General features: G+C 72.1%; 18 protein-coding genes. 7 read left to right on the top strand and 11 right to left on the bottom strand.

What is annotated here, in order from left to right; translation table 11 throughout:
• The first annotated feature begins 15 nt into the window (after positions 1-15).
• Together ADK64_RS01955 and ADK64_RS01950 are read left to right on the top strand one after the other, a co-directional pair.
• On the top strand, positions 16-1,962 hold the full coding sequence (locus ADK64_RS01955; protein ID WP_078992446.1) for an FAD/NAD(P)-binding protein: 1,947 nt from the start codon (positions 16-18) through the stop codon (positions 1,960-1,962).
• A gap of 85 nt (positions 1,963-2,047) precedes the next feature.
• Positions 2,048-2,515 carry a DoxX family protein gene (locus ADK64_RS01950; protein ID WP_053654229.1) on the top strand — a complete coding sequence of 156 codons (468 nt, stop codon included), beginning with the start codon at positions 2,048-2,050 and terminating at the stop codon, positions 2,513-2,515.
• Positions 2,516-2,596: 81 nt separating this feature from the next.
• Here the strand turns inward: ADK64_RS01950 and ADK64_RS01945 are convergent, their stop codons facing one another.
• Positions 2,597-3,124, bottom strand: coding sequence for a superoxide dismutase family protein (locus tag ADK64_RS01945; RefSeq protein WP_053654227.1), 528 nt, complete (start codon positions 3,122-3,124; stop codon positions 2,597-2,599).
• A 227-nt stretch (positions 3,125-3,351) separates the two neighbouring features.
• Here ADK64_RS01945 and ADK64_RS01940 point away from each other — a divergent pair, with 227 nt between their 5' ends.
• The gene (locus ADK64_RS01940; protein ID WP_053654422.1) at positions 3,352-3,966 is read left to right on the top strand and encodes a DedA family protein; all 615 of its coding nucleotides are present in this window, start codon (positions 3,352-3,354) and stop codon (positions 3,964-3,966) included.
• A 60-nt stretch (positions 3,967-4,026) separates the two neighbouring features.
• On the opposite strand, the gene ADK64_RS01935 is transcribed toward ADK64_RS01940, so the two are convergent.
• Positions 4,027-4,671, bottom strand: coding sequence for an HNH endonuclease family protein (locus ADK64_RS01935; RefSeq protein ID WP_053654224.1), 645 nt, complete (start codon positions 4,669-4,671; stop codon positions 4,027-4,029).
• A gap of 386 nt (positions 4,672-5,057) precedes the next feature.
• Between ADK64_RS01935 and ADK64_RS01930 the strand changes: the two genes are divergently transcribed.
• Complete coding sequence (locus ADK64_RS01930) at positions 5,058-5,639, top strand: TMEM165/GDT1 family protein (protein ID WP_053654221.1); 582 nt, start codon at positions 5,058-5,060, stop codon at positions 5,637-5,639.
• A 158-nt stretch (positions 5,640-5,797) separates the two neighbouring features.
• Positions 5,798-6,466: an HAD family hydrolase gene (locus ADK64_RS01925; RefSeq protein WP_053654220.1), complete on the top strand. Its 669-nt coding sequence runs from the start codon at positions 5,798-5,800 to the stop codon at positions 6,464-6,466.
• Between the two features lie 583 nt (positions 6,467-7,049).
• Here ADK64_RS01925 and ADK64_RS01920 read toward each other — a convergent pair.
• The gene (locus ADK64_RS01920) at positions 7,050-7,964 is read right to left on the bottom strand and encodes a peptidoglycan-binding domain-containing protein (RefSeq protein WP_053654218.1); all 915 of its coding nucleotides are present in this window, start codon (positions 7,962-7,964) and stop codon (positions 7,050-7,052) included.
• Between the two features lie 153 nt (positions 7,965-8,117).
• Here ADK64_RS01920 and ADK64_RS01915 point away from each other — a divergent pair, with 153 nt between their 5' ends.
• Positions 8,118-10,160 (top strand): MDR family MFS transporter, encoded by a 2,043-nt coding sequence (locus tag ADK64_RS01915; RefSeq protein ID WP_053654216.1) that lies wholly within the window; start codon positions 8,118-8,120, stop codon positions 10,158-10,160.
• Between the two features lie 3 nt (positions 10,161-10,163).
• Here the strand turns inward: ADK64_RS01915 and ADK64_RS01910 are convergent, their stop codons facing one another.
• A complete protein-coding gene (locus ADK64_RS01910; RefSeq protein ID WP_053654419.1) occupies positions 10,164-10,661 on the bottom strand; it encodes a GNAT family N-acetyltransferase in 498 nt (165 codons plus the stop codon).
• The gene (locus ADK64_RS01905) at positions 10,658-11,077 is read right to left on the bottom strand and encodes a DUF1992 domain-containing protein (protein ID WP_053654215.1); all 420 of its coding nucleotides are present in this window, start codon (positions 11,075-11,077) and stop codon (positions 10,658-10,660) included. The genes ADK64_RS01910 and ADK64_RS01905 overlap by 4 nt, the downstream gene beginning before the upstream one ends.
• A gap of 104 nt (positions 11,078-11,181) precedes the next feature.
• Between ADK64_RS01905 and ADK64_RS01900 the strand changes: the two genes are divergently transcribed.
• Positions 11,182-11,574, top strand: coding sequence for an FHA domain-containing protein (locus ADK64_RS01900; protein WP_053654212.1), 393 nt, complete (start codon positions 11,182-11,184; stop codon positions 11,572-11,574).
• An 18-nt stretch (positions 11,575-11,592) separates the two neighbouring features.
• Here ADK64_RS01900 and ADK64_RS01895 read toward each other — a convergent pair whose 3' ends face one another.
• The 6 genes from ADK64_RS01895 to proP all read right to left on the bottom strand — a co-directional run bounded on the left by ADK64_RS01895 (position 11,593) and on the right by proP (position 20,377).
• Complete coding sequence (locus ADK64_RS01895) at positions 11,593-12,264, bottom strand: O-methyltransferase (RefSeq protein ID WP_053654210.1); 672 nt, start codon at positions 12,262-12,264, stop codon at positions 11,593-11,595.
• A 119-nt stretch (positions 12,265-12,383) separates the two neighbouring features.
• Positions 12,384-12,815, bottom strand: a complete 432-nt coding sequence (locus tag ADK64_RS45760) for a hypothetical protein (protein WP_159046141.1) — start codon at positions 12,813-12,815, stop codon at positions 12,384-12,386.
• Between the two features lie 74 nt (positions 12,816-12,889).
• Positions 12,890-16,483: an ALF repeat-containing protein gene (locus tag ADK64_RS01885; RefSeq protein WP_053654206.1), complete on the bottom strand. Its 3,594-nt coding sequence runs from the start codon at positions 16,481-16,483 to the stop codon at positions 12,890-12,892.
• 179 nt (positions 16,484-16,662) lie between these two features.
• Positions 16,663-18,222 carry a S1 family peptidase gene (locus tag ADK64_RS01880; RefSeq protein WP_053654204.1) on the bottom strand — a complete coding sequence of 520 codons (1,560 nt, stop codon included), beginning with the start codon at positions 18,220-18,222 and terminating at the stop codon, positions 16,663-16,665.
• 49 nt (positions 18,223-18,271) lie between these two features.
• Positions 18,272-18,796: a hypothetical protein gene (locus ADK64_RS01875; RefSeq protein WP_234384428.1), complete on the bottom strand. Its 525-nt coding sequence runs from the start codon at positions 18,794-18,796 to the stop codon at positions 18,272-18,274.
• A 204-nt stretch (positions 18,797-19,000) separates the two neighbouring features.
• Positions 19,001-20,377: a glycine betaine/L-proline transporter ProP gene (gene proP, locus ADK64_RS01870; RefSeq protein ID WP_053654203.1), complete on the bottom strand. Its 1,377-nt coding sequence runs from the start codon at positions 20,375-20,377 to the stop codon at positions 19,001-19,003.
• Positions 20,378-20,646: the final 269 nt, after the last annotated feature.

The following is a 20,646-nucleotide window of genomic DNA, read 5'->3' as shown; positions in this document are numbered from 1 at the left end:
ACCACACCGGGCATGATGAGGCGCCCCGTCCGCTTGACCGGCGGACGCCAACCGCCCGGGAGTCAGTCCTTGTCTGCACCGACCCAGGAATCCCCCACGGTCTCCGTCGCCCTGGTCGGAGCCGGTCCGCGCGGAACCAGCGTGCTGGAACGCCTCTGCGCCTCCGCGCCGGAGCTGCTCCTGCCCGGTGTCCGGCTGACGGTCCACGTGATCGACCCGGCACCGCCCGGACCCGGCCGGGTCTGGCGCACCGCGCAGCCGGCCGAGCTGCTGATGAACACCGTGGCGAGCCAGGTGACGCTGTTCACCGATGCCAGCGTGGACTGCGCGGGCCCCGTCCGGCCCGGCCCCAGCCTGCACGAGTGGGCGGACGGCGAGTTGGGTCCGGACGCGTATCCGAGCCGCGCGCACTACGGCCGTTATCTGGAGTGGGTGTTCGCCAGGACCGTCCGCGAGGCCCCGGACCCGGTGGACGTCCGCGTCCACCGGGCCCGTGCCGTTCGCCTGGACGACGCCGAGGACGGCCGCCAGGTGCTCACCCTCGACGACGGCCGGGTCCTGTCCGGTCTGGCCGCGGTGGTGCTGGCGCAGGGGCATCTGCCCGCCGCCGGCACCGAGGAGGAGCGCCGCACCGCCGCGTACGCCGCCCGGCACGGCCTCACCCATGTCCCGCCCGCCAACCCGGCCGACGTGGACCTCGACGCCGTCCGGCCGGGCGAGGCCGTGCTGCTGCGCGGTCTGGGGCTCAATTTCTTCGACCACCTGGCCCTGTTCACCAGCGGCCGCGGCGGCCGCTTCGTCCGGCGCCCGTCCGGCGGGCTGCGCTATCTGCCCTCCGGCCGTGAACCCCGCCTCTACGCCGGCTCGCGGCGCGGGGTGCCGTACCAGGCGCGCGGCGACAACGCCAAGGGCCCGTACGGCCGGCACACCCCGCTGCTGCTCACCCCGGAGGTGATCGAGGGCTTCCGCGAACGCGCCGACTCCGGCGAGGCGCCCGACTTCCTCGCCGAGATATGGCCGCTGGTCGCCAAGGAGGTGGAGACGGTGTACTACGGCGCGCTGACCGGCCGTACCGACCTCGTCGAGCGCTTTCTGGCCGTACCGCACGGTGACCCCCGGGAGGTGGCGCTGCTCGACGAGTTCGGGGTCGGCGCGGGCGAGCGGTGGTGCTGGGACCGGATCGCCCGGCCGTACGGGGAGCGGGAGTTCGCGGATCCGGGGCAGTGGCGGGCGTGGCTGCTGGAGTACCTGCACGAGGACGCCGAGCAGGCCGCCCTGGGCAATGTGCGCGGCCCGCTCAAGGCGGCCCTCGACGTGCTGCGCGACCTGCGCAACGAGATACGGCTGGTGGTCGACCACGGCGGGCTGAGCGGTGCCTCCCGGCGTGCGCATCTGGACCGCTGGTACACCCCGCTCAACGCCTTCCTGTCCATCGGGCCGCCCCGGCGCCGTATCGAGGAACTGACCGCCCTGCTGGAGGCGGGCGTGATGGAGGTGCTCGGCCCGCGGCTCGACGTGCGCGACGGGCCCGCGGCCTGGGTGGCGTCCTCGCCGGACGTGCCGGGCTCCGACGTGCGTGTGACGACCCTCATAGAGGCGCGGCTTCCGGAACCCGATCTGCGGTGCACGGCCGACCAGTTGCTCGCGCGGCTCCTCGCGGAGGGCGGCTGCCGGCCGCACACGGTGGACGGTTACGAGACCGGCGGGGTGGACGTGACGCGGCGGCCCTACCGGCTGATCGACCGTCAAGGAGCCGTCCATGCAAGGAGGTTCGCGTTCGGGGTGCCCACGGAGGGCGTGCACTGGGTGACGGCGGCGGGCGCCCGGCCGGGGGTGGACTCGGTGACGCTGTCGGACGCCGACGCGGTCGCCCGGGCCGTTCTGCGGGTGGCCGGCGCCGAAGCGGAACCGTCGGCGGACGCGGAGGAGCGGCCTTATGTTGAACTTGCAAGCATTGATTAGGTTCGCCTAACCTGGACCCCTCGTTCGGTATGACACCCCCCCCACGACCGGCCCGTCCCCGGCCGGCACCGAAGAGGAGAACCCCATGTCCGCTCGCCTCAACTCCGCCCAGCCCTACGCCCTCGGGCTCTTCCGGATCGTCGTAGGCCTGCTCTTCGCCGTGCACGGCGCCGCGTCCCTCTTCGGCGTACTCGGCGGCGCCGCGGGCACCAACGGCGGCACGATCCCGTCCGGCACCTGGCCCGGCTGGTACGCGGCCGTGATCCAGCTGGTCGCCGGCGCTCTGGTGCTTCTCGGCCTCGGCACCCGCGGCGCCGCGCTGATCGCCTCGGGCTCGATGGCGTTCGCCTACTTCGACGTGCACCAGCAGGCCGCGCTGTGGCCCATCCAGAACGGCGGCGAGCTGTCGGTCCTGTTCTGCTGGGCGTTCTTCCTGCTCGTCTTCACCGGCTCCGGCGCCTTCGGCCTCGACCGGCTGGTCGGCCGGGCCGCCGGCCGGGGAACGGCCGAGGGCGCCGAGCCCGTCGCCGAGCAGACCCCGATAGCGGCCTGATCCGCACGCGCCCGGCACAGGGCGGCGCCCTTCCCCGCCACGAGGGGGAAGGGCGCCGCCCTGTGTCCGGCCGGCCGCTGCCTACGACGCGCTGTCGAACGGCACGGTGAAGCAGGCCGCCCTGCTGCCCTTGGTGCCCTGCACGCTGTGGATGACGACCGAGCCGGCCTCGCCCTTGCGGAAGGCCCAGCTGTGCTGTGCCTTCACGCTGGCGTTGCCGTCCGCGTCGGCCTTGAAGTCCAGCCAGACCTCGTTCTTGTCGTTGACGTGGGCGGCGTCCATGCCGGGCTCGTTCTGGTAGTGCATGCCGGCGTCCTTGGGGTTGGCGCCGCAGGCCTTCTGGTGGATGTGGACCCCGTAGGCGTGACCGGCCTTGACGCCCGCGACCCGCAGTTCGACCGTCGTGGCGCCACCCGCCTCGGTCCGCTGCCGGACGTGGATGGAGGAGCCCGTCGGAACGAGGTTCTGGTCGTACGTCACGGCCTGCGACGCGGCGATACCGGCCGGCGCGAACACGCCGTCGGTGTTCCGCGAGAAGACGTCCGTGCTTCCGCATCCGGTCGCGAACAGGGCTGCGGCCAGTGCGCCCGCGTATACGGCTGACACCATGATGTGCACCTTTTTCCGCGCATATGCGCTGCTTCGTTCGAATGTGGGTCGGATGTCCGTGGACAGGCCTCTCTCCGTTGCTACGACACCCGGGGCGGCTTCGCCGCACAGGACGCGCCGCACGGGTGAACGAGCGCCCGAACAGCCCCATCGGCCCCCCTGGAACCTGCTGTCACACCCCCGGCGTACGCTGTATGGCTGTCAACGGGGGAGCAACGGGAGTCGTGGTGTTCGAGAGTGTGGGGTCACTGGCCGACGGGCCGTGGATCTACGCCGTGGTGGCCCTGTCCGTGCTGCTCGACGTGTTCGTCCCGGTGCTGCCGAGCGGTGTGCTCGTCATCGCGGCGGGTACGGCCGCGGCGGCGGGCTCGGGCGCGGCGGCCGGCCGGGTCCCGCACGACGTGCCGGACCTCCTGGTCCTGATCCTCTGCGCGGCGGCCGCCTCGGTCCTCGGCGATCTGGTCGCCTACCGCCTGGCCTGGCGGGGCGGGGAGCGGCTGGACCGGGCGATAGCCCGCTCCCGGCGGCTGACCAGCGCACAGGAACGGCTGGGCGACGCCCTGGCCCGGGGCGGCGGCGCGCTCGTCGTGCTGGCCCGCTTCGCCCCCGCCGGCCGCTCGGTCGTCTCCTTCTGCGCCGGTACCGCCCACCGGCGCGCCCGTGACTTCGTTCCCTGGTCCGCGCTGGCGGGCCTGTCCTGGGCCGCGTACAGCGTCGCCCTCGGCTACTACGGCGCCCAGTGGCTCGGCGCGACCTGGCTCGCCACGGCCGTCTCCCTGGCCGCCCTCTTCGGCGCGGGCGCGGCGGCGGGGTATCTGATGCGGCGCAGGCCCGCTTCCTGAGGCGTCGCCCGGCCGGCCGGGAAGCGGCCGGCCGAGCGGATCAGCGGCCCGAGCGGCCGGTCAGCACTTCGCCAGGTCGTTCGTCAGTGCCGTCTTCTCGGCGGAGTCGACCGAGAGGTTGTAGTAGTACTTCACCTGCACCCAGGCGCGGACGTAGGTGCACACGTAGGCGGACCGGGAGGGGACCCAGGTCGCCGGGTCCTGGTCGCCCTTGGACTGGTTCACGTTGTCCGTGACGGCGAGGAGCTGCGGGCGGGTGACGTCGTTGGCGAAGGCCTGCCGCTGGGCGGTGGTCCACTTGCTCGCGCCGGAGTCCCAGGCCTCGGCCAGCGGGACGAGGTGGTCGATGTCGACGTCGGAGGGGGAGGCCCAGGTCGCGCCGTCGTACGGGGAGTACCAGCTGCCGCTGGTCGCGGTGCAGGCGGAGTTGGTGACGACGTTCTCCCCGTCCCGCTTGAGGATCCACTCGCGGGTGTTGCAGGTCCCTTCGATGGTGATCCAGGTCGGGAACTTGTCGCGGCTGTAGCCGGTGCGGTCCTCGGTGGCGACGGTGAGCTGGGACAGGTAGCCGCGGGCGGTGGCGGCGCTGACCGGGGTGGGCAGGGCGGCGGAGGCGCTCGGGGAGTTGAACAGGGCGGCGGAGGTCATGACGCCCGTGAGGGCGGCGAGTATGCTCAGCCGTCGACGCGCGTAGAACTTCGGCATGCGAACTCCCTTGTGGGGTGGGGGTGGTGGAGCGCGAGCGAGGGAATGCTCGCGGTGCCGTGTTGCCGGAGGGTGAGCGCTCGGTAAGAAGCTAATGACGCGTTCATGACACGACAAGGTTCGCGGCTGAACTTTCACATCCCGTACGATGGGGAGCGCAGAAGGGGAGTAGCTCTTCGCCGGACCGTCGACATACTGCTCAGCGAGCCTGAGCCGGCGCCCGGAGGCGGACCGACGCATCTCGTCGAGGCCCGCCAGCGAGACCTTCGGCAAGCAGTGCACGCCCGTGCCCACCGGCGCGGGCGCCCAGTGTGCTGCCATGCCGAGGTGTCAGCGCGTGACGTACCACACACTCTCGGCGGGGCGGCCCGACCGATTGAGGAACCTTGATCAGCATCACCGTGACGGCGCTCGTCTTCGGCGTCATCTTCCTCGCCGAACTGCCGGACAAGACCGCGCTCGCCGGCCTCGTCCTCGGCACCCGCTACCGGGCGAGCTACGTCTTCGCGGGCGTCGCCGCCGCCTTCCTGCTGCACGTCGTGCTCGCCGTCGCGGCCGGCAGCGTGCTGACCCTGCTGCCCCAGCAGATCGTGCACGCGATCACCGGTGTCCTCTTCCTCGGCGGCGCGGCCATGCTGCTGCTGCAGAAGGGCGAGGACGAGGAGGAGATCAAGAAGCCCGCCGACCAGTCCTTCTGGAAGGTCGCGGGTACGGGCTTCATGCTCATCCTCGTCGCCGAGTTCGGCGACCTGACCCAGATCATGACCGCCAACCTCGCCGCCCGCTACGACGACCCGATCTCCGTCGGCCTCGGCGCGACCCTCGGTCTGTGGGCCGTCGCCGGGCTCGGCATCGTCGGCGGAAAGGCCCTGATGAAGCGGGTGCCGCTGCGGCTGATCACGCAGATCGCGGCGCTGCTGATGCTGGGGCTCGGCGTATGGAGCCTGTACGAGGCGGTGGCGGGCTGAGCTGAACGGCGGGTGAAGCCTCGGCGGTGGCGCTGGCGGGATGGCGACCGGTTTTGTACCGTGGAGGAACAAAGTGGCTCCCGTCCGTTCACCCTGACCGGCGGGCGGGGCCACCTTGTCCCTTCCGACCTCGGGGTCTTTCGCCTTTGGAGCTGCCGATGACGGCCACCGCCGCGCCCACCGTCCTCACCGCCCGTGCCCTCCTGCTCGACATGGACGGCACCCTCGTCAACTCGGACGCCGTGGTCGAGCGCATCTGGCGGCGCTGGGCCGAGCGGCACGGGCTGGTGGGCGACGAGGTGATGAAGGTCGTCCACGGCCGCCAGGGGCACGCCTCCATGGCCGTCCTGCTGCCCGCCCGGCCCGTCGAGCAGAACCTCGCCGACAACGCCCGCATGCTCGCCGAGGAGACCGCCGACACCGACGGAGTGGTGGAGATCCCCGGCGCGGCCGCCTTCCTCGCCTCCCTCCGCGACCTCCCGCACGCCCTGGTGACCTCCGCCGACGTCGCGCTGTCCACCGCCCGCATGAACGCCGCCGGGCTGCCGCTGCCGGAGGTCCGCGTCACCGCCGAGTCGGTGGGCGCGAGCAAGCCCGACCCCGAGGGCTTCCTGAAGGGCGCCGCCGAGCTGGGTGTGGACCCGGCCGACTGCGTGGTCTTCGAGGACTCCGGGGCCGGCATCGCGGCGGGGCGCTCCGCGGGGATGACCGTGGTGGGAGTGGGCCCGCGCGCCGGCCGGCACGAACCTGACGTGGTCGTGCCGGACCTCACGCACGTACGGGTCGAGGCGACGGCGGACGGGACGGTTCGGTTGTACGTCGGCTGACGGGGCGGCCCGGCCGCACATCGGCCGACGGGGGCGGACCGGCTCCACATCGGCCGACGGGGGCGGACCGGCTGCACATCGGCTGACGCGGGGGCTCCGCCTCCCGGTCCCCGGGGCTTCGGCCCGCGCGACGCGCGCCGCGCGGCGCGGTCGGTCGAGGGGCTACGTGTCACCCGGGCGGGTCGGTCGGAAGCAGGTCCGGGTGTCGGCTCCGGTGGCTGCGCCTCCCAGGCCCGGGGGCCTTGCCCACGCGCCGGCCGCCGCCTGGCTCGGCCCTCGGGAGCCCACGTGCCAGCCGGGCGGGTCGGTCGCCAGGGGGTGCGGGGCATGGCTTCGACGTCTGCGCCCCCTGGTCCCCGGGGCCTTGCCCACGTGCCGGCCGCCGCCTGGCTCGGCCGGTCGAGAGACTGCGGGTCGGCCGCGCGGGCGGGTCGGGTTCCACGCCAGCCGGGGGCGGGCCGGTCGGAAGCAGGTCCGGGTGGCTGCGCCTCCCGGCCCGCAGGGCCTCGCCGCCGCCTGCCACACCCGGTCGGTCGAGCGCCCATGTGTCACACGACCGGGGCCGGCGAGAAGCGGGGCCGGCTCACGGTGCTGTCGTTTCCGTCTCCAGGCTCTTCCGGGTCGTCGGGCCGTACTCCCCGTACGGGTCGCCGATGAGGCCCCGGGCCAGTTGGTACGTGCGTACCGCGTCCTCCACGGAGCGGGTGAAGACGCCGTTGATCTCGTCGCTGTAGAGGTTCAACTGCCTTAGCCGCTCCTGGAGTTCGGTGACCTCCGGGCCCTTGTCGCCGCGGCGCAGCACCGGCACCGCTGCGGGTGTGGTGCGTGGGCCGGCCGAGACGGTCGAGGAGGGGGAGGCGGTGGCCGGGCGGGACGGGCGGGGGGACGGTGTCGCAAGGGACGGGGAGGGTGCGGTCGATGCGGTCGGGCTCGGCGGGGTCGAGGGGGAGCGCGTCAGCGACCGGGACACGGGGGCAGAGCCCGCTGTCGTCGGGGGCGCCGATTCCGGTGTGCTCACGTCCGGGACGCTCGCCCTGACCTCCTGGGCGGACCGGTCCCGGGAGGACGGGGCGTCGTAGGAGAACAGCCCGCCGGCGAACCCGGCCGCCGCCACGACCGCCGCTCCCACGCCCGCGACGGACAGCAGGACGGCACGCCCGGAACGTCGTCGCCGTCGTCGCGGCACCTCGTCGCCACCCACGGGCTCCGCCGCCCCGGCCCCCTCGGGCATCCGCGGGCCGGCCGTGCTCGGCCCCGGGACCGGGCGCAGCGGCAGGGTGGCCTCGACGGGCGGCACCGGACGGGTCTCCTCGGCTCCCTCGATCTCCACATAGGGCCGTATCCGCAGCGGATCGAAGTCCTCCGCCGCTGCCGCCTCCGCCGTACGCGTCTCGCGCAGGGCCTCGGCCGCCCGCTCGGTGCAGTCGCAGGACGGGCTGCGGTCCGGGCCCCTCGGCGCCCCGCACTCGGGGCAGGTACGGCCCTCGGATCCGCTCACGTGTGCGCTCCCTCCCCTCGTGTCTCCTCACGAACTACCGAGACTATGCGCATCTTCTCCGCATCCGCTCCCGGAAACGCGGGACTCGACAGGCCATAAACGGCCACACCGACGACGATGGAAGAGGTGCACGCGAGTCTCCGGGAGGTCTCCATGGCCGTCGACACGCACGGTACGGAGAAGGACGTGAAGGACGGCGAACACGTCCCCGGCAATGTGTTCGTCCCGATCGGCGCCCTGCTCCTCGGGCTGCTGCTCGCCGCGCTCGACCAGACCATCGTGTCGACCGCGTTGCCGACGATCGTGAGCGAACTCGGCGGTCTCGAGCATCTGTCCTGGGTGGTCACCGCCTATCTGCTGGCCTCGACCGCGGCGACCCCGCTGTGGGGCAAGCTCGGCGACCAGTACGGCCGGAAACGGCTGTTCCAGACGGCCATCGTGATCTTCCTGATCGGCTCGGCGCTGTGCGGCATGGCGCAGAACATGGGCGAGCTGATCGGGTTCCGGGCCCTGCAGGGCCTGGGCGGCGGCGGGCTGATGGTGCTGTCGATGGCGATCGTCGGCGACATCGTGCCACCGCGTGAACGCGGGCGCTACCAGGGGCTGTTCGGCGCCGTCTTCGGTGCGACCAGCGTGCTGGGCCCGCTGCTCGGCGGGGTGTTCACCGAGCAGCTGAGCTGGCGCTGGGTGTTCTACGTCAACCTGCCCGTCGGCGTCGTCGCGCTCGCCGTGATCGCCACCGCCCTGCACATCCCGCGCCGCGCCGCCCGCCACGTCATCGACTATCTCGGCACCTTCCTGATCGCCGCCGTCGCCACCTGCCTGGTCCTGGTCGCCTCCCTCGGCGGTTCGACCTGGGCGTGGGGCTCGGCGCAGATCATCGGGCTCGCCGTGCTGGGCGTCGTGCTGGCCGTGGCCTTCGTGGCCGTCGAACGCCGGGCCGCCGAACCGGTCCTGCCGCTGAAGCTGTTCCGCATCCGCACCTTCACCCTCGCCGCCCTGATCAGCTTTATCGTCGGCTTCGCCATGTTCGGCGCGATGACGTATCTGCCGACCTTCCTCCAGGTCGTGCACGGCGTCTCGCCGACCATGTCCGGCGTGCACATGCTGCCGATGGTGTTCGGGCTGCTGCTGTCCTCCACGATCTCCGGGCAGATCGTCAGCCGCACCGGCCGCTGGAAGGTCTTCCCGGTCACCGGCACCGCCGTCACCGCCATCGGCCTGCTCCTCCTGCACCGGCTCGACGAACACAGCTCGACCGCCGAGATGAGCGTCTACTTCTTCGTGTTCGGCCTCGGCCTGGGCCTGGTCATGCAGGTCCTGGTGCTCATCGTGCAGAACGCGGTCTCGTACGAGGACCTGGGCGTGGCCACCTCCGGCGCGACCTTCTTCCGCTCCATCGGCGCCTCCTTCGGCGTGGCCATCTTCGGCACCGTCTTCTCCAGCCGTCTCGGCGACCAACTGGCCGCCGCCTTCCGGGGCCTGAGCCTGCCGCCGGGCGCCTCCGCGAACGCCCTGAAGTCCGACCCCCGGGGCATCGCCGCCCTGCCGCCCGCCCTGCGTCCCGCGGCCCTGCACGCGTACGCGTCCTCCATCACGGACGTCTTCCTGTACGCCGCCCCGGTCGCCGTCCTCGGCTTCCTGCTGGCCTGGTTCCTGAAGGAGGACCGGCTGCGCGGCTCGGTCACCGCACCGGACGCCTCCGAGACCATCCCGCCCAACCCGGTCCAGCGCTCCTCCTACGACGAGGTGTGCCGCGCGCTGTCCGTGCTCGGCACCCGCGAGGGGCGCCGGCAGATCTACCGGGAGATCACCGAACGCGCCGGCTACGACCTGCAGCCCGGCGCCAGCTGGCTGCTGCTGCGCATCCGCAGATACGGCTCGGTCGAGCCGGGCGTGCTCGCCGAGGGCGGCCCCGTCCCCTTCGAGGTCGTCCTCGCCGCCGCCCGCCAGGTCGAGGAACGGCGCCTCGCCGAACGCCGGGGTCTGGACCTGTACTTGACCGACTCGGGCCGCGAGACCGCCGAACGGCTCGCGACGGCCCGCGAGGAGTCCCTCGCCGAACTCCTCGGCGACTGGTGGCAGCTGGGCCGCTCGACCGATCTGACGCAGCTGGTGAAGGAGCTGACCGGCGAACTGTGCGGCTCGGAGCGGGAACAGCCCCGCGACGTCGCGGCGGCGACGCGGTTCGCCTGAAGGTCAGCTCACGGCCAGCTCCTTGCGGAACCAGTGGTCGGCGTAGACGCCGTCGTTGTGCGGGCCGGTCTCGCGGTAGCCGAGGCGGGCGTACAGGGCGCGGGCCTCGACGAGGTCGCTGCGGGTGTCGAGGACGAGCCGCCGGGCACCGAGGGCGCGGGCGGCCTCTTCGGCGGCGGCCACGAGGAGCGGGGCCCCGCCCCTGCCGCGCAGCTCCTCGCTGACGAACACCCGGGTGAGTTCGGCCGTGTCCGCGTCGAGCAGCCGCACGCCCGCCGAACCGCCCGGCGTGCCGGCGTACCGGCCGATGAGCAACTGGCCTGTGGGCGAGGCGAGTTCGGCGCCGATCTGGGCCGCGATCTCCCGCTCCAGCTCATCGGGGTCGGTGCGGTGCCCCTCGTGCAGCACGTACCAGCGGTCGCTGACCTCCGTGTAGTACGCCCGCCACAGCGCGGCGGCGACCGGGGAGTCGTGCGGTTCCGGGGCGATGGTCCACGTCATGCGGGCCCACCGCGGCCCGCTCCGCGCCGACGCCACTCCCGGACGACCTCCTCGACGTCGTACGGCTTCTTGCCCAGCGGGGGACCGGGCGGCGGCTTGAACATCATGTCCTTGATCTTGACGTTGACGTCCTCGATGATCTTCCGGGCGATCCGCTCCGAAGGGGCCGCGTACGCCGCCGCGAGCGCGTCCTCGGCCTCCTTGCGCAGGGCGAGGGCGGGCGGCAGCACGGACAGCCCCTCGCGCGCCATCTTCCGCTTGATCCACCACAGTTCGTCGTAGGTGGCGTCGACCTCGGCGGGCAACGGCTCGCCCGCGCCCGGCAGTTGCGCGAACTCACCGCGCCCCTCCGCGTCGCGGATCTGCTTGTCGACCCAGTTCTCGAACGGCACACCCGGTGGCTTTCGCTCGGTCATGGCTCCATTGTGCCGGACGCGGCCTCGCGGGGCGTTTTATCATGCGGCGGCGGCCCGGCAACCCGGCTGCCGTGCGGACATCACACGTCACAGGGGGAACGCGCGTGCTCGAACTCACCATGGCCACCGTCGCCGGGGCCGACTCGGGATCCACGGCCGGCATGACGATGGCCGACGCGCCGAGCGAGCCGGGCGCCGTGCTCCGGGTCGGCCGGGACGCGTCCGTGTGCCGGCTGGTCACCCCGGAGGACTGGCTGTTCGTCTCCCGGGTGCACCTGGAGTTCCTCTGCGGCCCGGACGGCGGCTGGCAGGTGACGTGGCTGCGCGGTTCGCAGAACGAGCCGTCCGCCGAAGTACGCCTGACGGCAGGGGAGTACGCGCAGCCGCTCGCCTACGGCACGACGGTGCGGCTGCGACACGGCGGGTCCGGCGAGATCGTCGTCCAGGACCGCACCGCGCCGCGCAGCGTCAACGTGGGCTTCTACCACGAGGTGTGAGCCCCGCGCCGGGGCCGGTCAGCCGAGCACGCGGGCCAGTGCGAAGCCGTCGTACCCCTTGGCGCCGACCGTCTGGATCGCCGTACCGGTCAGTCGCGGGTGGGTGGCGATCAGCTCGATCGCGGCACGCGTGCCGACCACGTCCGGCTCGGCGCTCTTCGCGTCGGCGACCCGGCCCTCGCGGACCACGTTGTCGAGCACGATCAGGCTGCCCGCGCGGGTGAGCCGCAGCGCCCACTCCACGTAGTGCGGGTTGTTGACCTTGTCGGCGTCGATGAAGACCAGGTCGAAGGGGGCCGGGTTCTCGTCGGCGAGCTTGGGCAGCGATTCCAGGGCAGGCCCGACCCGCACCTCCGCGATCCGGTCAAGACCGGCCCGGGCGATGTTCCGTACGGCGACCTCGGCGTGCCTGGCGCTGTACTCCAGCGAGATCACCCGGCCGTCCTCGGGGACGGCACGGGCCAGCCAGATCGTGCTGTACCCGCCGAGGGTGCCGATCTCCAGGATGTTCCGCGCGCCCTGTACCTGGGCGAGCAGCTGGAGGAACTTGCCCTGGGCGGCCGTCACGGCGATGTGCGGCAGCCCGGCGGCCTCACTTTCCCGCAGCGCCGCCTGCAGCGCCTCGTCGTCGGGCGATAGCCGGCTGATGAAGTAGTCGTCGACGTCGTCCCAGAGCTGCGACCCGCTCATGCTGCTGCCTTTCCCGAGTGCCGTTCGGTGCCTGCCGGGGCTACTCTCGCATGATGTCCACCGCCCGGACGACGACCTCTCGTGGACCGGGCGGCAGAGTGGGCGGGCGGTGCCCGTGATCAGTCCGAGGCGTCCTCGTCCGCCTCGGAGTGGGCGATGATCCGCGCACGTTCCGCTTCCCACGCGGCCTCTTCCTCGGAGTCCAGGAAGGGGGTGCGCCGCCAGCGGTCGTGGTCGTAGCCGTCGTGGAGCCCGTTCCAGCGGCCGGCCAGGCTCGCCAGCCGGTTCCACTCACGCCGGACGCCGCGGCGGTGAACCAGCGATTCGGGGTGCTTTTCCCGCAGATTCAGTTCGATTTCAAGGGACATGTTGATATCGCTCACCAGGCTCATGAGACCGTAGGCCGCCGCCCACTTGTCCTGATTTCCTTCGGCATCATCCACATGGGGCTGCAATCGAGCGTCGATGAATTGACGGATCGAGTTTTGGTCGGCGCGGGTGATCTCGTCGGCATAGCGCAAAGTGCGGTCACTGGTCGGATCTGCGATCATTGGTCTTTCCTGTTCCGCTTCGGGGCGGGGGACCGCTCGAAAGGCGAGCGGTCCCCCTGGGCTCTCGGCTCAGGTCACTTCCAACCGGCGTCGGGGAAGTGCGGAGCGGTGAACTTTTTGATCGTGTCGTAGTGGTCGGTGGTCCACCCCATGACCGTCCTGCCGTCGGGCAGGAACTTCATGAGGATACGTGTCTTGGTCGGGTCCTTCGAACCCGGCACTTCGAATTCCAGAGAACCGGCCCATTGCTTTTCCCAAGGCCTCTTCGGGTTGTCGCCCCTGAAAATCTTCTGCACACCGTTGTCGTCGAGCCGCGGCTGGCCCTGGCCCATCTTGATGTCGTCGTACGCCTTGAGGAACGGCTTCGACAGTTGCTTGTCCGGAAGCGGGTCCGACAGGCGGCCGCTGCCGCCCGAGGTGGCCCGTTCGGCGCGGGCCTCGCGCAGGGCGTTCTCGATACCGTCGCTGAAGCGGCTCGCGCCGTCGCCGATGCCGTAGATACCCGCCCCGACCATGGCCGTGCCGCTGACCACGGCGCCTCCGGCGGCCAGGCAGCCCAGCCCCCCGGTCTCGGGACACAGGAGCAGTCCCGCGCCCCCGCCGACGATGCCGTCGAGCAACCCCATGTCGGTGAGCCAGCCACTGCCGATGCTCTCGACGAGACCGGACAGGATCTGCGGGCTGTTGTCCCAGAACGCGTTGGCGTAGGTGCCGACCGTGTCGAGGCCGTTCTGCAGCCAGTCGGGCACCCAGCTGTCGTCGTCGTCCTTGGTGTTCTGCTCCTGCCAGGCCTCGTAGGCCTTCCAGCGGTCGGCCATCTCCCTCTGCTGTTTGGCGATGGTGACCTGGTAGGCGACGGTCTCGGCCTGGGCCGCCGCGGTGGCGTCCTTGCCCGCCGCGGTGGCCGAGGCGCGGGCCTGCTTGGCGGAGGTCCACGCACCGGCGGCGGACGTCGATGCCCAGTTCGCCGAGTCGTGGGCGGCGGTGGCCGAGTTGAGGGCGTCGGCGGCGGCCTGCTGGGCCTGGGCGTCCGCCTGGCGGGCGGCCTTCGCGGACTGCGCCGCACGGGCGGCGGAGGCGTCGGCGTCCTTGGCGTAGCCGGCGGCCTGGGCGGCGTAGTTCTTGGCGTCGGCGGCGTGCTGCTTGGCCTGCTGGGCGTAGCCGGCTGCCTCGGTGGCCGCCTTGGCCGCGAGGGCGGCGGCCCCGGCTGCCTCGGCCGCGTCCTGCTGGGCGGTGGCGGCGACATTCGCGGCCTGCGCGATGAGCTGCTGTACCTGGGAGACGTGCGTGGCGTCGAGCAGGTCCTTGCGCTGGGCCTGGTACTGGCCGACCTGGATGAAGCTGTGCAGCAGGTCCGACGGGCCCTCGAGCGCGATACGGGCGGCGGACTTCAGCTCCGGCCCGCCGCTGTCGGCCAGCTGCGCGGCGCGGACGCGTTCGTCCTGGATCCGGGCCTGGGACTGGCCGGCGGTGATGAACCGGCTCATCGTCTGGGGCGAGTCGGAGTCGAGGGCCTTCCTGCCCTCCTGCTGCACCACGGGGCCGCCGCCGCTGATGATCTGGGCGATGGAGACCCGCATCCGCTGGGACACGGCCTGGTACTGGCCGGTGGACAGGAAGGCGCTGATCGCCGCGGCGTCGCCGCTGAGAGCGTCGCCCGCAGCCTTGCGGACGTCCGCCGAACCGGCCGTCAGGGCCAGCTTGTCGACCTGGGCGCGGTCGTCCTGCTGGGCGGAGAGCTTCCAGGCGGTGCGGATGTAGGCGAGCGTGTCGTCGTCGGAGCCGGCCAGCGCTTCCTCGGCGGCGGCACGGCTCCAGGGCCTGCCGGTCTTGAGGATGCCCAGCGCCACCTTGCGGATCTGGGGAGCGAGGGTCTTCGCGTCCGCGTCCGCCGTGGCCTGTTCGCTGAGGTGCTGGGCCTGCGCGTCGAGATCCTTGGCCTGCTGGACGGCGGCTGCCCGGTCGGCGTCGTGCTGCTCTTCCTGCCCCTTGAGATCCAGGGCGTGCGCGATGCCCGCGTTGGTGCGTGCCGTCAGCTCCTCCGCGTCGACGCGGCGGGCCAGATCGAAGACCTTCTTGGCCTGGTTCACCGCCGTGGTGGCGGCGTCGGCGTCGTGCTGGGCGGCTTGGGCGTGGACCTTGGACTGGGCCGCGGCCTTCGCCGCCTCTCCCGCGTGCTCGGCCGCGTCGTCGGCAGCCTTGGCGGCGTTCTCCGCGTGGTCGGCAGCGGCCTCGGCGGCGTCGTGGGCGTCGTTCGCCGCGGACGCGGCCTCGCGGGCCAGTGAGTCGGCGGCGTTCGAGGCGCGGGTCGCCTCACGGGCGTGGCGATGCGCCGCGGCCGCAGCGCTCGCCGCCGCGTCGGAGTGGGCGTGGGCCTGGTCGGCGTAGGTGTTGGCCTGGTCCGCCGCGTCGGCCGCGGCGTCGGCGTCGGCACCGGCCTTCGAGGCGTCGCGTGCGGCCGCCGACGCGTCGGTGGCGGCCGCGCCCGCCGCGGCGGCCGCATCGGCCGCGGCGCGGGCACCCTTGGCGGCGTCCCGTGCGTCCTGCGCCGCCTTGCGGGCCGCGCCGGCCTGGTCGGAGTGGATGGCGGCGTCCGCGGCGGCCTTGCCCGCGCGGGAAGCCGCTTGCGACGCCGCGACGGCGGCGCTCGCAGCCTGCGAGGCGGCACTGGCGGCGACACGGGCCGCGGAGTCGGCCGCCTGCGCCGCGGCGATGGCGGTCTGCGCGGCCGTGGCCGCCTGGCTGGCGGCGCTCGCGGCCCGGGCCGCGTCGGCGGCGGCGGTCTGCGAGTCCGACTTCGACTTCTGAGTCTCCTCGGCGGCCTTCTCCGCCGCCGCCTTGGCCAGTTGGGCCGCGTTCACCGCACGCTTCGACGCGTCCTTGGCGGCCTCGGTCTGCTGCCGGGCCATTCTGCCCGCCCGCTGCGCCTGGTCGGCCAGTTGCGCGATGGTGGCGTGTTCCTGGTCGTGGGCGCGGGCCACGTACTGGCCGACCTGGAGGAACTCGTGGATCTCGGCGGCGGTGCCGTTCAGGGCCAGACGGCCGGCCGCCTGCACGTTGGATCCGCCGACGGAGATGATCTGCGCGACTTCGACCCGCTCGTCCTGCTCGCGGGTGTCGAACTGACCGTTGGCGAGGAAGTTCCGGATGTCGTCGGGCGTGCCGTCGAGCGCGGCGCGGCCCGCCTTCTGGACCTCGGGGCCGCCCGCGTCGATGATCTGGGCGACCCGGACCCGCTGGTCCTGTGCCAGCGGTGCCTCCCAGCCGTCCTTCAGGAACGCCTTCAGGACGTCGGGCGAATCGCTGTCGAGGGCCTTGCGGGCGGCATCCTGGAGACTGAGGCCGCCGACGTCGGCGACCTGGGCGGCGGCGACGCGGTCGTCCTGGAACTGGAGGCCCGAGGCCTGGTCCAGGAACTTCTTGACGTCGTCGTCACCGCTGACGAGTGCGACTTCGGCGGCGGCTTTCACGCCGGGTCCGCCGGTCTCCCACAGTCGTACGACCTTGGCGCGGTCGGTGTCGGGAAGAGTGGTGCCGATGCCGGTGGTGTCCGTCGGTGCCGGGTCGTCGGCCCGGGCGGGGGTGGGTCCCAGCAGGCCCAGGACGAGCGCGCCGGGCAGCAGGCCCAGACACAGCGCGCGGATCGCGTGCCGTGTGCCTGCCACCACGCGCCGTGGGCGTCGTGGATGTGTCACTGCGGACTCTATTCGTGTGTGATGGTTCTAAGGTGTGCGCCGGCCGGGCCGCGAGCCTGGTCAGGGGCCGGGCGGGCGCGGTGGGATGCCCGAGGGGCGGCCCGCCGGGGTGTCCCGGGGCGGGCCGCTCCTCAAGGGCTGTGCCGGACCGGTCAGTTGGCCGGAGCGAGTTGGATCTCGTCGTGCAGACCCTTGGCGTCGACGCCGGTGAAGTAGCTGAGGTGGCCGTCGTTCCAGCGGACGAGGATGTCGTTGGCGGTGGTGTTGGTGGTGAAGGCGCCGATGGTGAGTGCGGCCGCGTTGGTCCAGTACGACTTGGCGGGCCGGACCTTGATCTCGCCGGGCAGGGCTTTGCCGGTCATGCCGGGGTAGATGGTCGTCTCGCCGTCGGTCCAGCGCACCAGCAGGTCGTCGGTGTCCTTGCCGGTGAAGGAGCCGGTGGCGAGTTTCTCGGCGTAGGGCCAGGTGTTGTTCTTGGCGACGGTCTGGGTCTGCTTCTTCAGCCCGTTGACCGCCAGGTCGCTGAAGACGGAGACGTGGCCGTCCTTCCAGGTCACCAGCAGGTCGTCACGCCGGCCGTTCGCGGTGAAGCGGCCGCCGGTCAGCTGCTGGGCGTCGTCCTTCCACACGGCGGTGTTCGGCGCGGCGAGCTGCTTCTCGCCGTGGAAGCCCTTGGCATCGACCGTGGTGTAGAGGGTCATCTCGCCGTCGGACCAGCGGACCACCACGCCGTCGGTGCCGCCGCCGGTGTTGACGCCGGTCACGTCGACGGCGTGGGTCCAGATGCTCTTGCCCGGCATGAGCTGGTGTTCCGCGGCGAAGGGGCGGGCGGGGTCGTTGCCGTAGCCGCCCTGGTAGAGGGTGACCTCGCCGTCGTCCCAGACGACGATCAGGTCCATGTGGCGGGTACCGCCGGCGGAGTCGCCCGCGTAGTAGCCGGCCGTCAGCTGCACGGCGTGCTTCCACGGGGCGGCCGCGAAGACGGGGGCGTAGGCGACCTGCTGGACCCAGGAGGCGAGGTCGTCGACCCGGGCGGCCACCGCGCCGGTGCGGGTCTCGGCCGGGTCGCTGCCCAGGCAACCGCCCTGCCAGGACAGGCTGCTGACACCCACGACCGCTCCGGTGGCGGTGAGGACGGGACCGCCGGTGTCGCCCTTGCAGATCGCCGCGCCGTCCGCTTTGGCGGCCAGATCGAGGGTGGTGGCGGCGGTGTTCTGGACGGTGAAGGCGGCCGCGTGGACCTGGTCGGGCACCCACTCGTCGTGGGTGCGCCCGTACCCGGCGGCCTGGACCTCGTCCCCGGCACCAGGCGCGGCGGCCGCTACCGGGACGGGGGTGATACCGGTGACGGGTTTGGCGAGTTGGGCCATCACCACGTCGCGGTCCGTGCGCGGCACCAGGTTCACCACCTGCTGGGCGCTGCCACCGAGGGCGGCCGTCGTCTTCGATTTCGGTGCGCCGGGCGTGAGCGTGGCGCCGGGGGTGTCGGTGAAGCAGCTGGCGGCGGTCAGCAGCCACTGCGGGGCCACCAGGGTGGCCGAACAGCCGCGCTGTCCGCCGATGTCGAGCCGGGCGGTGGCGGCGGACACGGTGTCGGGGGCCTGCGGGCCCGATACGGCGGTCGCGGGGGCGGCGGTCAGGGCGGCGGCGGCCAACGACGTGGCGGCGAGAAGGCCGCCGGTCCACGCGGTGCGCGGACGTGAGCCGGACATGAAGTTCCTCATGGTCGTGCGAGAACGGGAAGAGTCGGGGCGGGCGGGGTCAGCCGGTGACGCGCAGCTGGAGCAGGACGCTCGGTGCGCCACCGGCGGCCCCCTCACCCACGCTCTGGTAGCCGTTCTTGTCCACGGTGACTGTCTTGGCGGGCGCCGTGGGGTCGGCCTGCGGCCGAAGGTCGGCGCTGATGGGGTGGTCGGCGGTCTCCAGGGCGAAGATCCGCGAGAGTTCGAGCGTGAGATAGCCGCTCTTGCCGCTCGCCCTGAAGCAGTAGGCGCCCTGCGGGTTGCCGCTGGGGCCCTGCACGGTCATGACCTTGATCTGCGAGCCCGAGTCGTCGCACGCGGCGAGGGTGATGTGCCCGTCGCCCTTGATCAGCTTGATGCCCTGAGCCTTCTGGATCTGATCCGCGTCCGGATAGGCGTAGTCCTCCACCGCGGACGGCGGCGTGGCCCCTGCGGTTCCCCCGGTCGGCTGCGGGTCGGCGCTCGCGAGCACCGGAGTGCCCGCGAGCGCGACGATGGCAGCGATCCCCGCGACGGGAAGCATCCTGCGTATGCCAGGAGTCACCCGAATTCCTTTCCCGGCACGGGTGACGGCATGACGAAAGAACATCTGCAGTCCCCCATGCACAGATGTAAAGCAAAAATAAGTGGTCGGGCGCGAGGCTAGCGCGACATCAGAAACGAAGACAACGTGATCATCTTCATCGGCCGTTCACGGAACCTCCGTGACTGAAACACAGTCACATGTGCACAGACGGCACACAGCCGCTTACCGCTGCTCCACCGCCGGCGCCGAACCGGGCAGCGGCCGCCCGGCCGACTCCGACATCCGCCACACCGCGAACCCGCCCACGACAGCCGCGGCCATCATGTAGTACGCGGGCATCATCATGTTCCCGGTCGCCCCGATCAGCGCGGTCACGACCAGCGGAGTCGTCCCGCCGAACAGGGACACCGACACGTTGAAGCCGATGGACAGGGAGCCGTACCGCACCCGGGTCGGGAAGAGCGCGGGCAGCGCGGCCGGCATGGCCGCCGTGAAGCAGACCAGCAGCAGGCCCAGCGCGCCCATGCCCAGCGCGACGGCGAGCAGGCTGCCCTGGCGAATGAGCAGCAGGGCGGGGACCGACAGGAACAGGAAGCCCGCGCAGCCCGCCGCGATCACCGGACGCCGGCCCACCCGGTCGGTCAGTGCGCCCGCGAACGGCTGGACGATCATCATCAGGGCCATCACGCCCAGCACGACCAGCAGCCCGTGCGTCTCGTCGTACTTCAGCTCGCTGGTCAGATAGCTCGGCATGTACGACAGCAGCATGTAGTCGGTGACGTTGAAGACCAGCACCAGGCCCATGCACAGCAGCAGTGCCTTCCACTGGCCTGCCACCATCTCGCGCAGCGGCACCTTCGGCCGTTCCGCCTCGGCCTTCTCGACCTCCGCCGCGAACGCCGGGGTCTCCTCCAGCCGCATCCGCAGATACAGGCCGATGATGCCCATCGGGCCCGCGATCAGGAACGGGATCCGCCAGCCCCAGGACAGCAGGTCCTCGGACGAGAGCAGCGCGGTCATCAGGGTGACCAGGCCCGCGCCGCCGATGTAACCCGCCAGCGTGCCGAACTCCAGCCAGCTGCCGAAGAAGCCCCGGCGCTTGTCGGGCGCGTACTCGGCGATGAACGTCGACGCGCCCGCGTACTCACCACCGGTCGAGAAGCCCTGCACCAGCCGGGCGGCCAGCAGCAGCAGCGGCGCGCCCACGCCGATCGAGGCGTACGACGGGATCAGGCCGATCGCGAACGTGCCCGCCGCCATCATGATCATCGTGACGGCGAGGACCTTCTGCCGGCCCACGCGGTCGCCCAGCGGACCGAAGACCATGCCGCCCAGCGGACGGACCAGGAACGCCGCCGCGAAGGCGCCGAACGTCGACAGCAACTGCGCGGTCGGGTTTCCGGACGGGAAGAAGACCTTGCCCAGGGTGACCGCGATGTAGCTGTAGACGCCGAAGTCGAACCACTCCATCGCGTTGCCGAGCGCCGCCGCCTTCACGGCGCGCTTGACGAGCGCGGGGTCGGTGACGGTGGCGTCGGTGGGGGCCTTCGCGGCCCGCGGGGTCTTCAGGTGCGGGGTGACAGCTGTGGCGCTCGCCAAAACGGGGCTCGCCTACCTCTCGACGGGAACGGGGACGCGGTCCGTCCGGCGGCGCTGCCGGGAAACGGGCCGAAAAACGACCATAGGTGGGTTTCAGTCCCTTACGTACCGTACGCGCATCGTTGCACAGTGCAGCTAAATGGTGCGTACGCAGGGACGTCTGCCCGCTCGGGGCCGTTCATGCCACCCCGCCGCTGTGATCCTTCTCGCGCCCCGCCCGCGGAACCGCATGGACCCCGGACTAACGTCATCCGGACAAAAGTAGGACG

The sequence above is a fragment of the Streptomyces sp. MMG1121 genome, assembly GCF_001280015.1.
In the GTDB taxonomy this organism is placed as follows: Bacteria; Actinomycetota; Actinomycetes; order Streptomycetales; family Streptomycetaceae; genus Streptomyces.
Note: the sequence above shows the minus strand (reverse complement) of the source record. Positions and strands in the feature narration are given on the sequence as shown.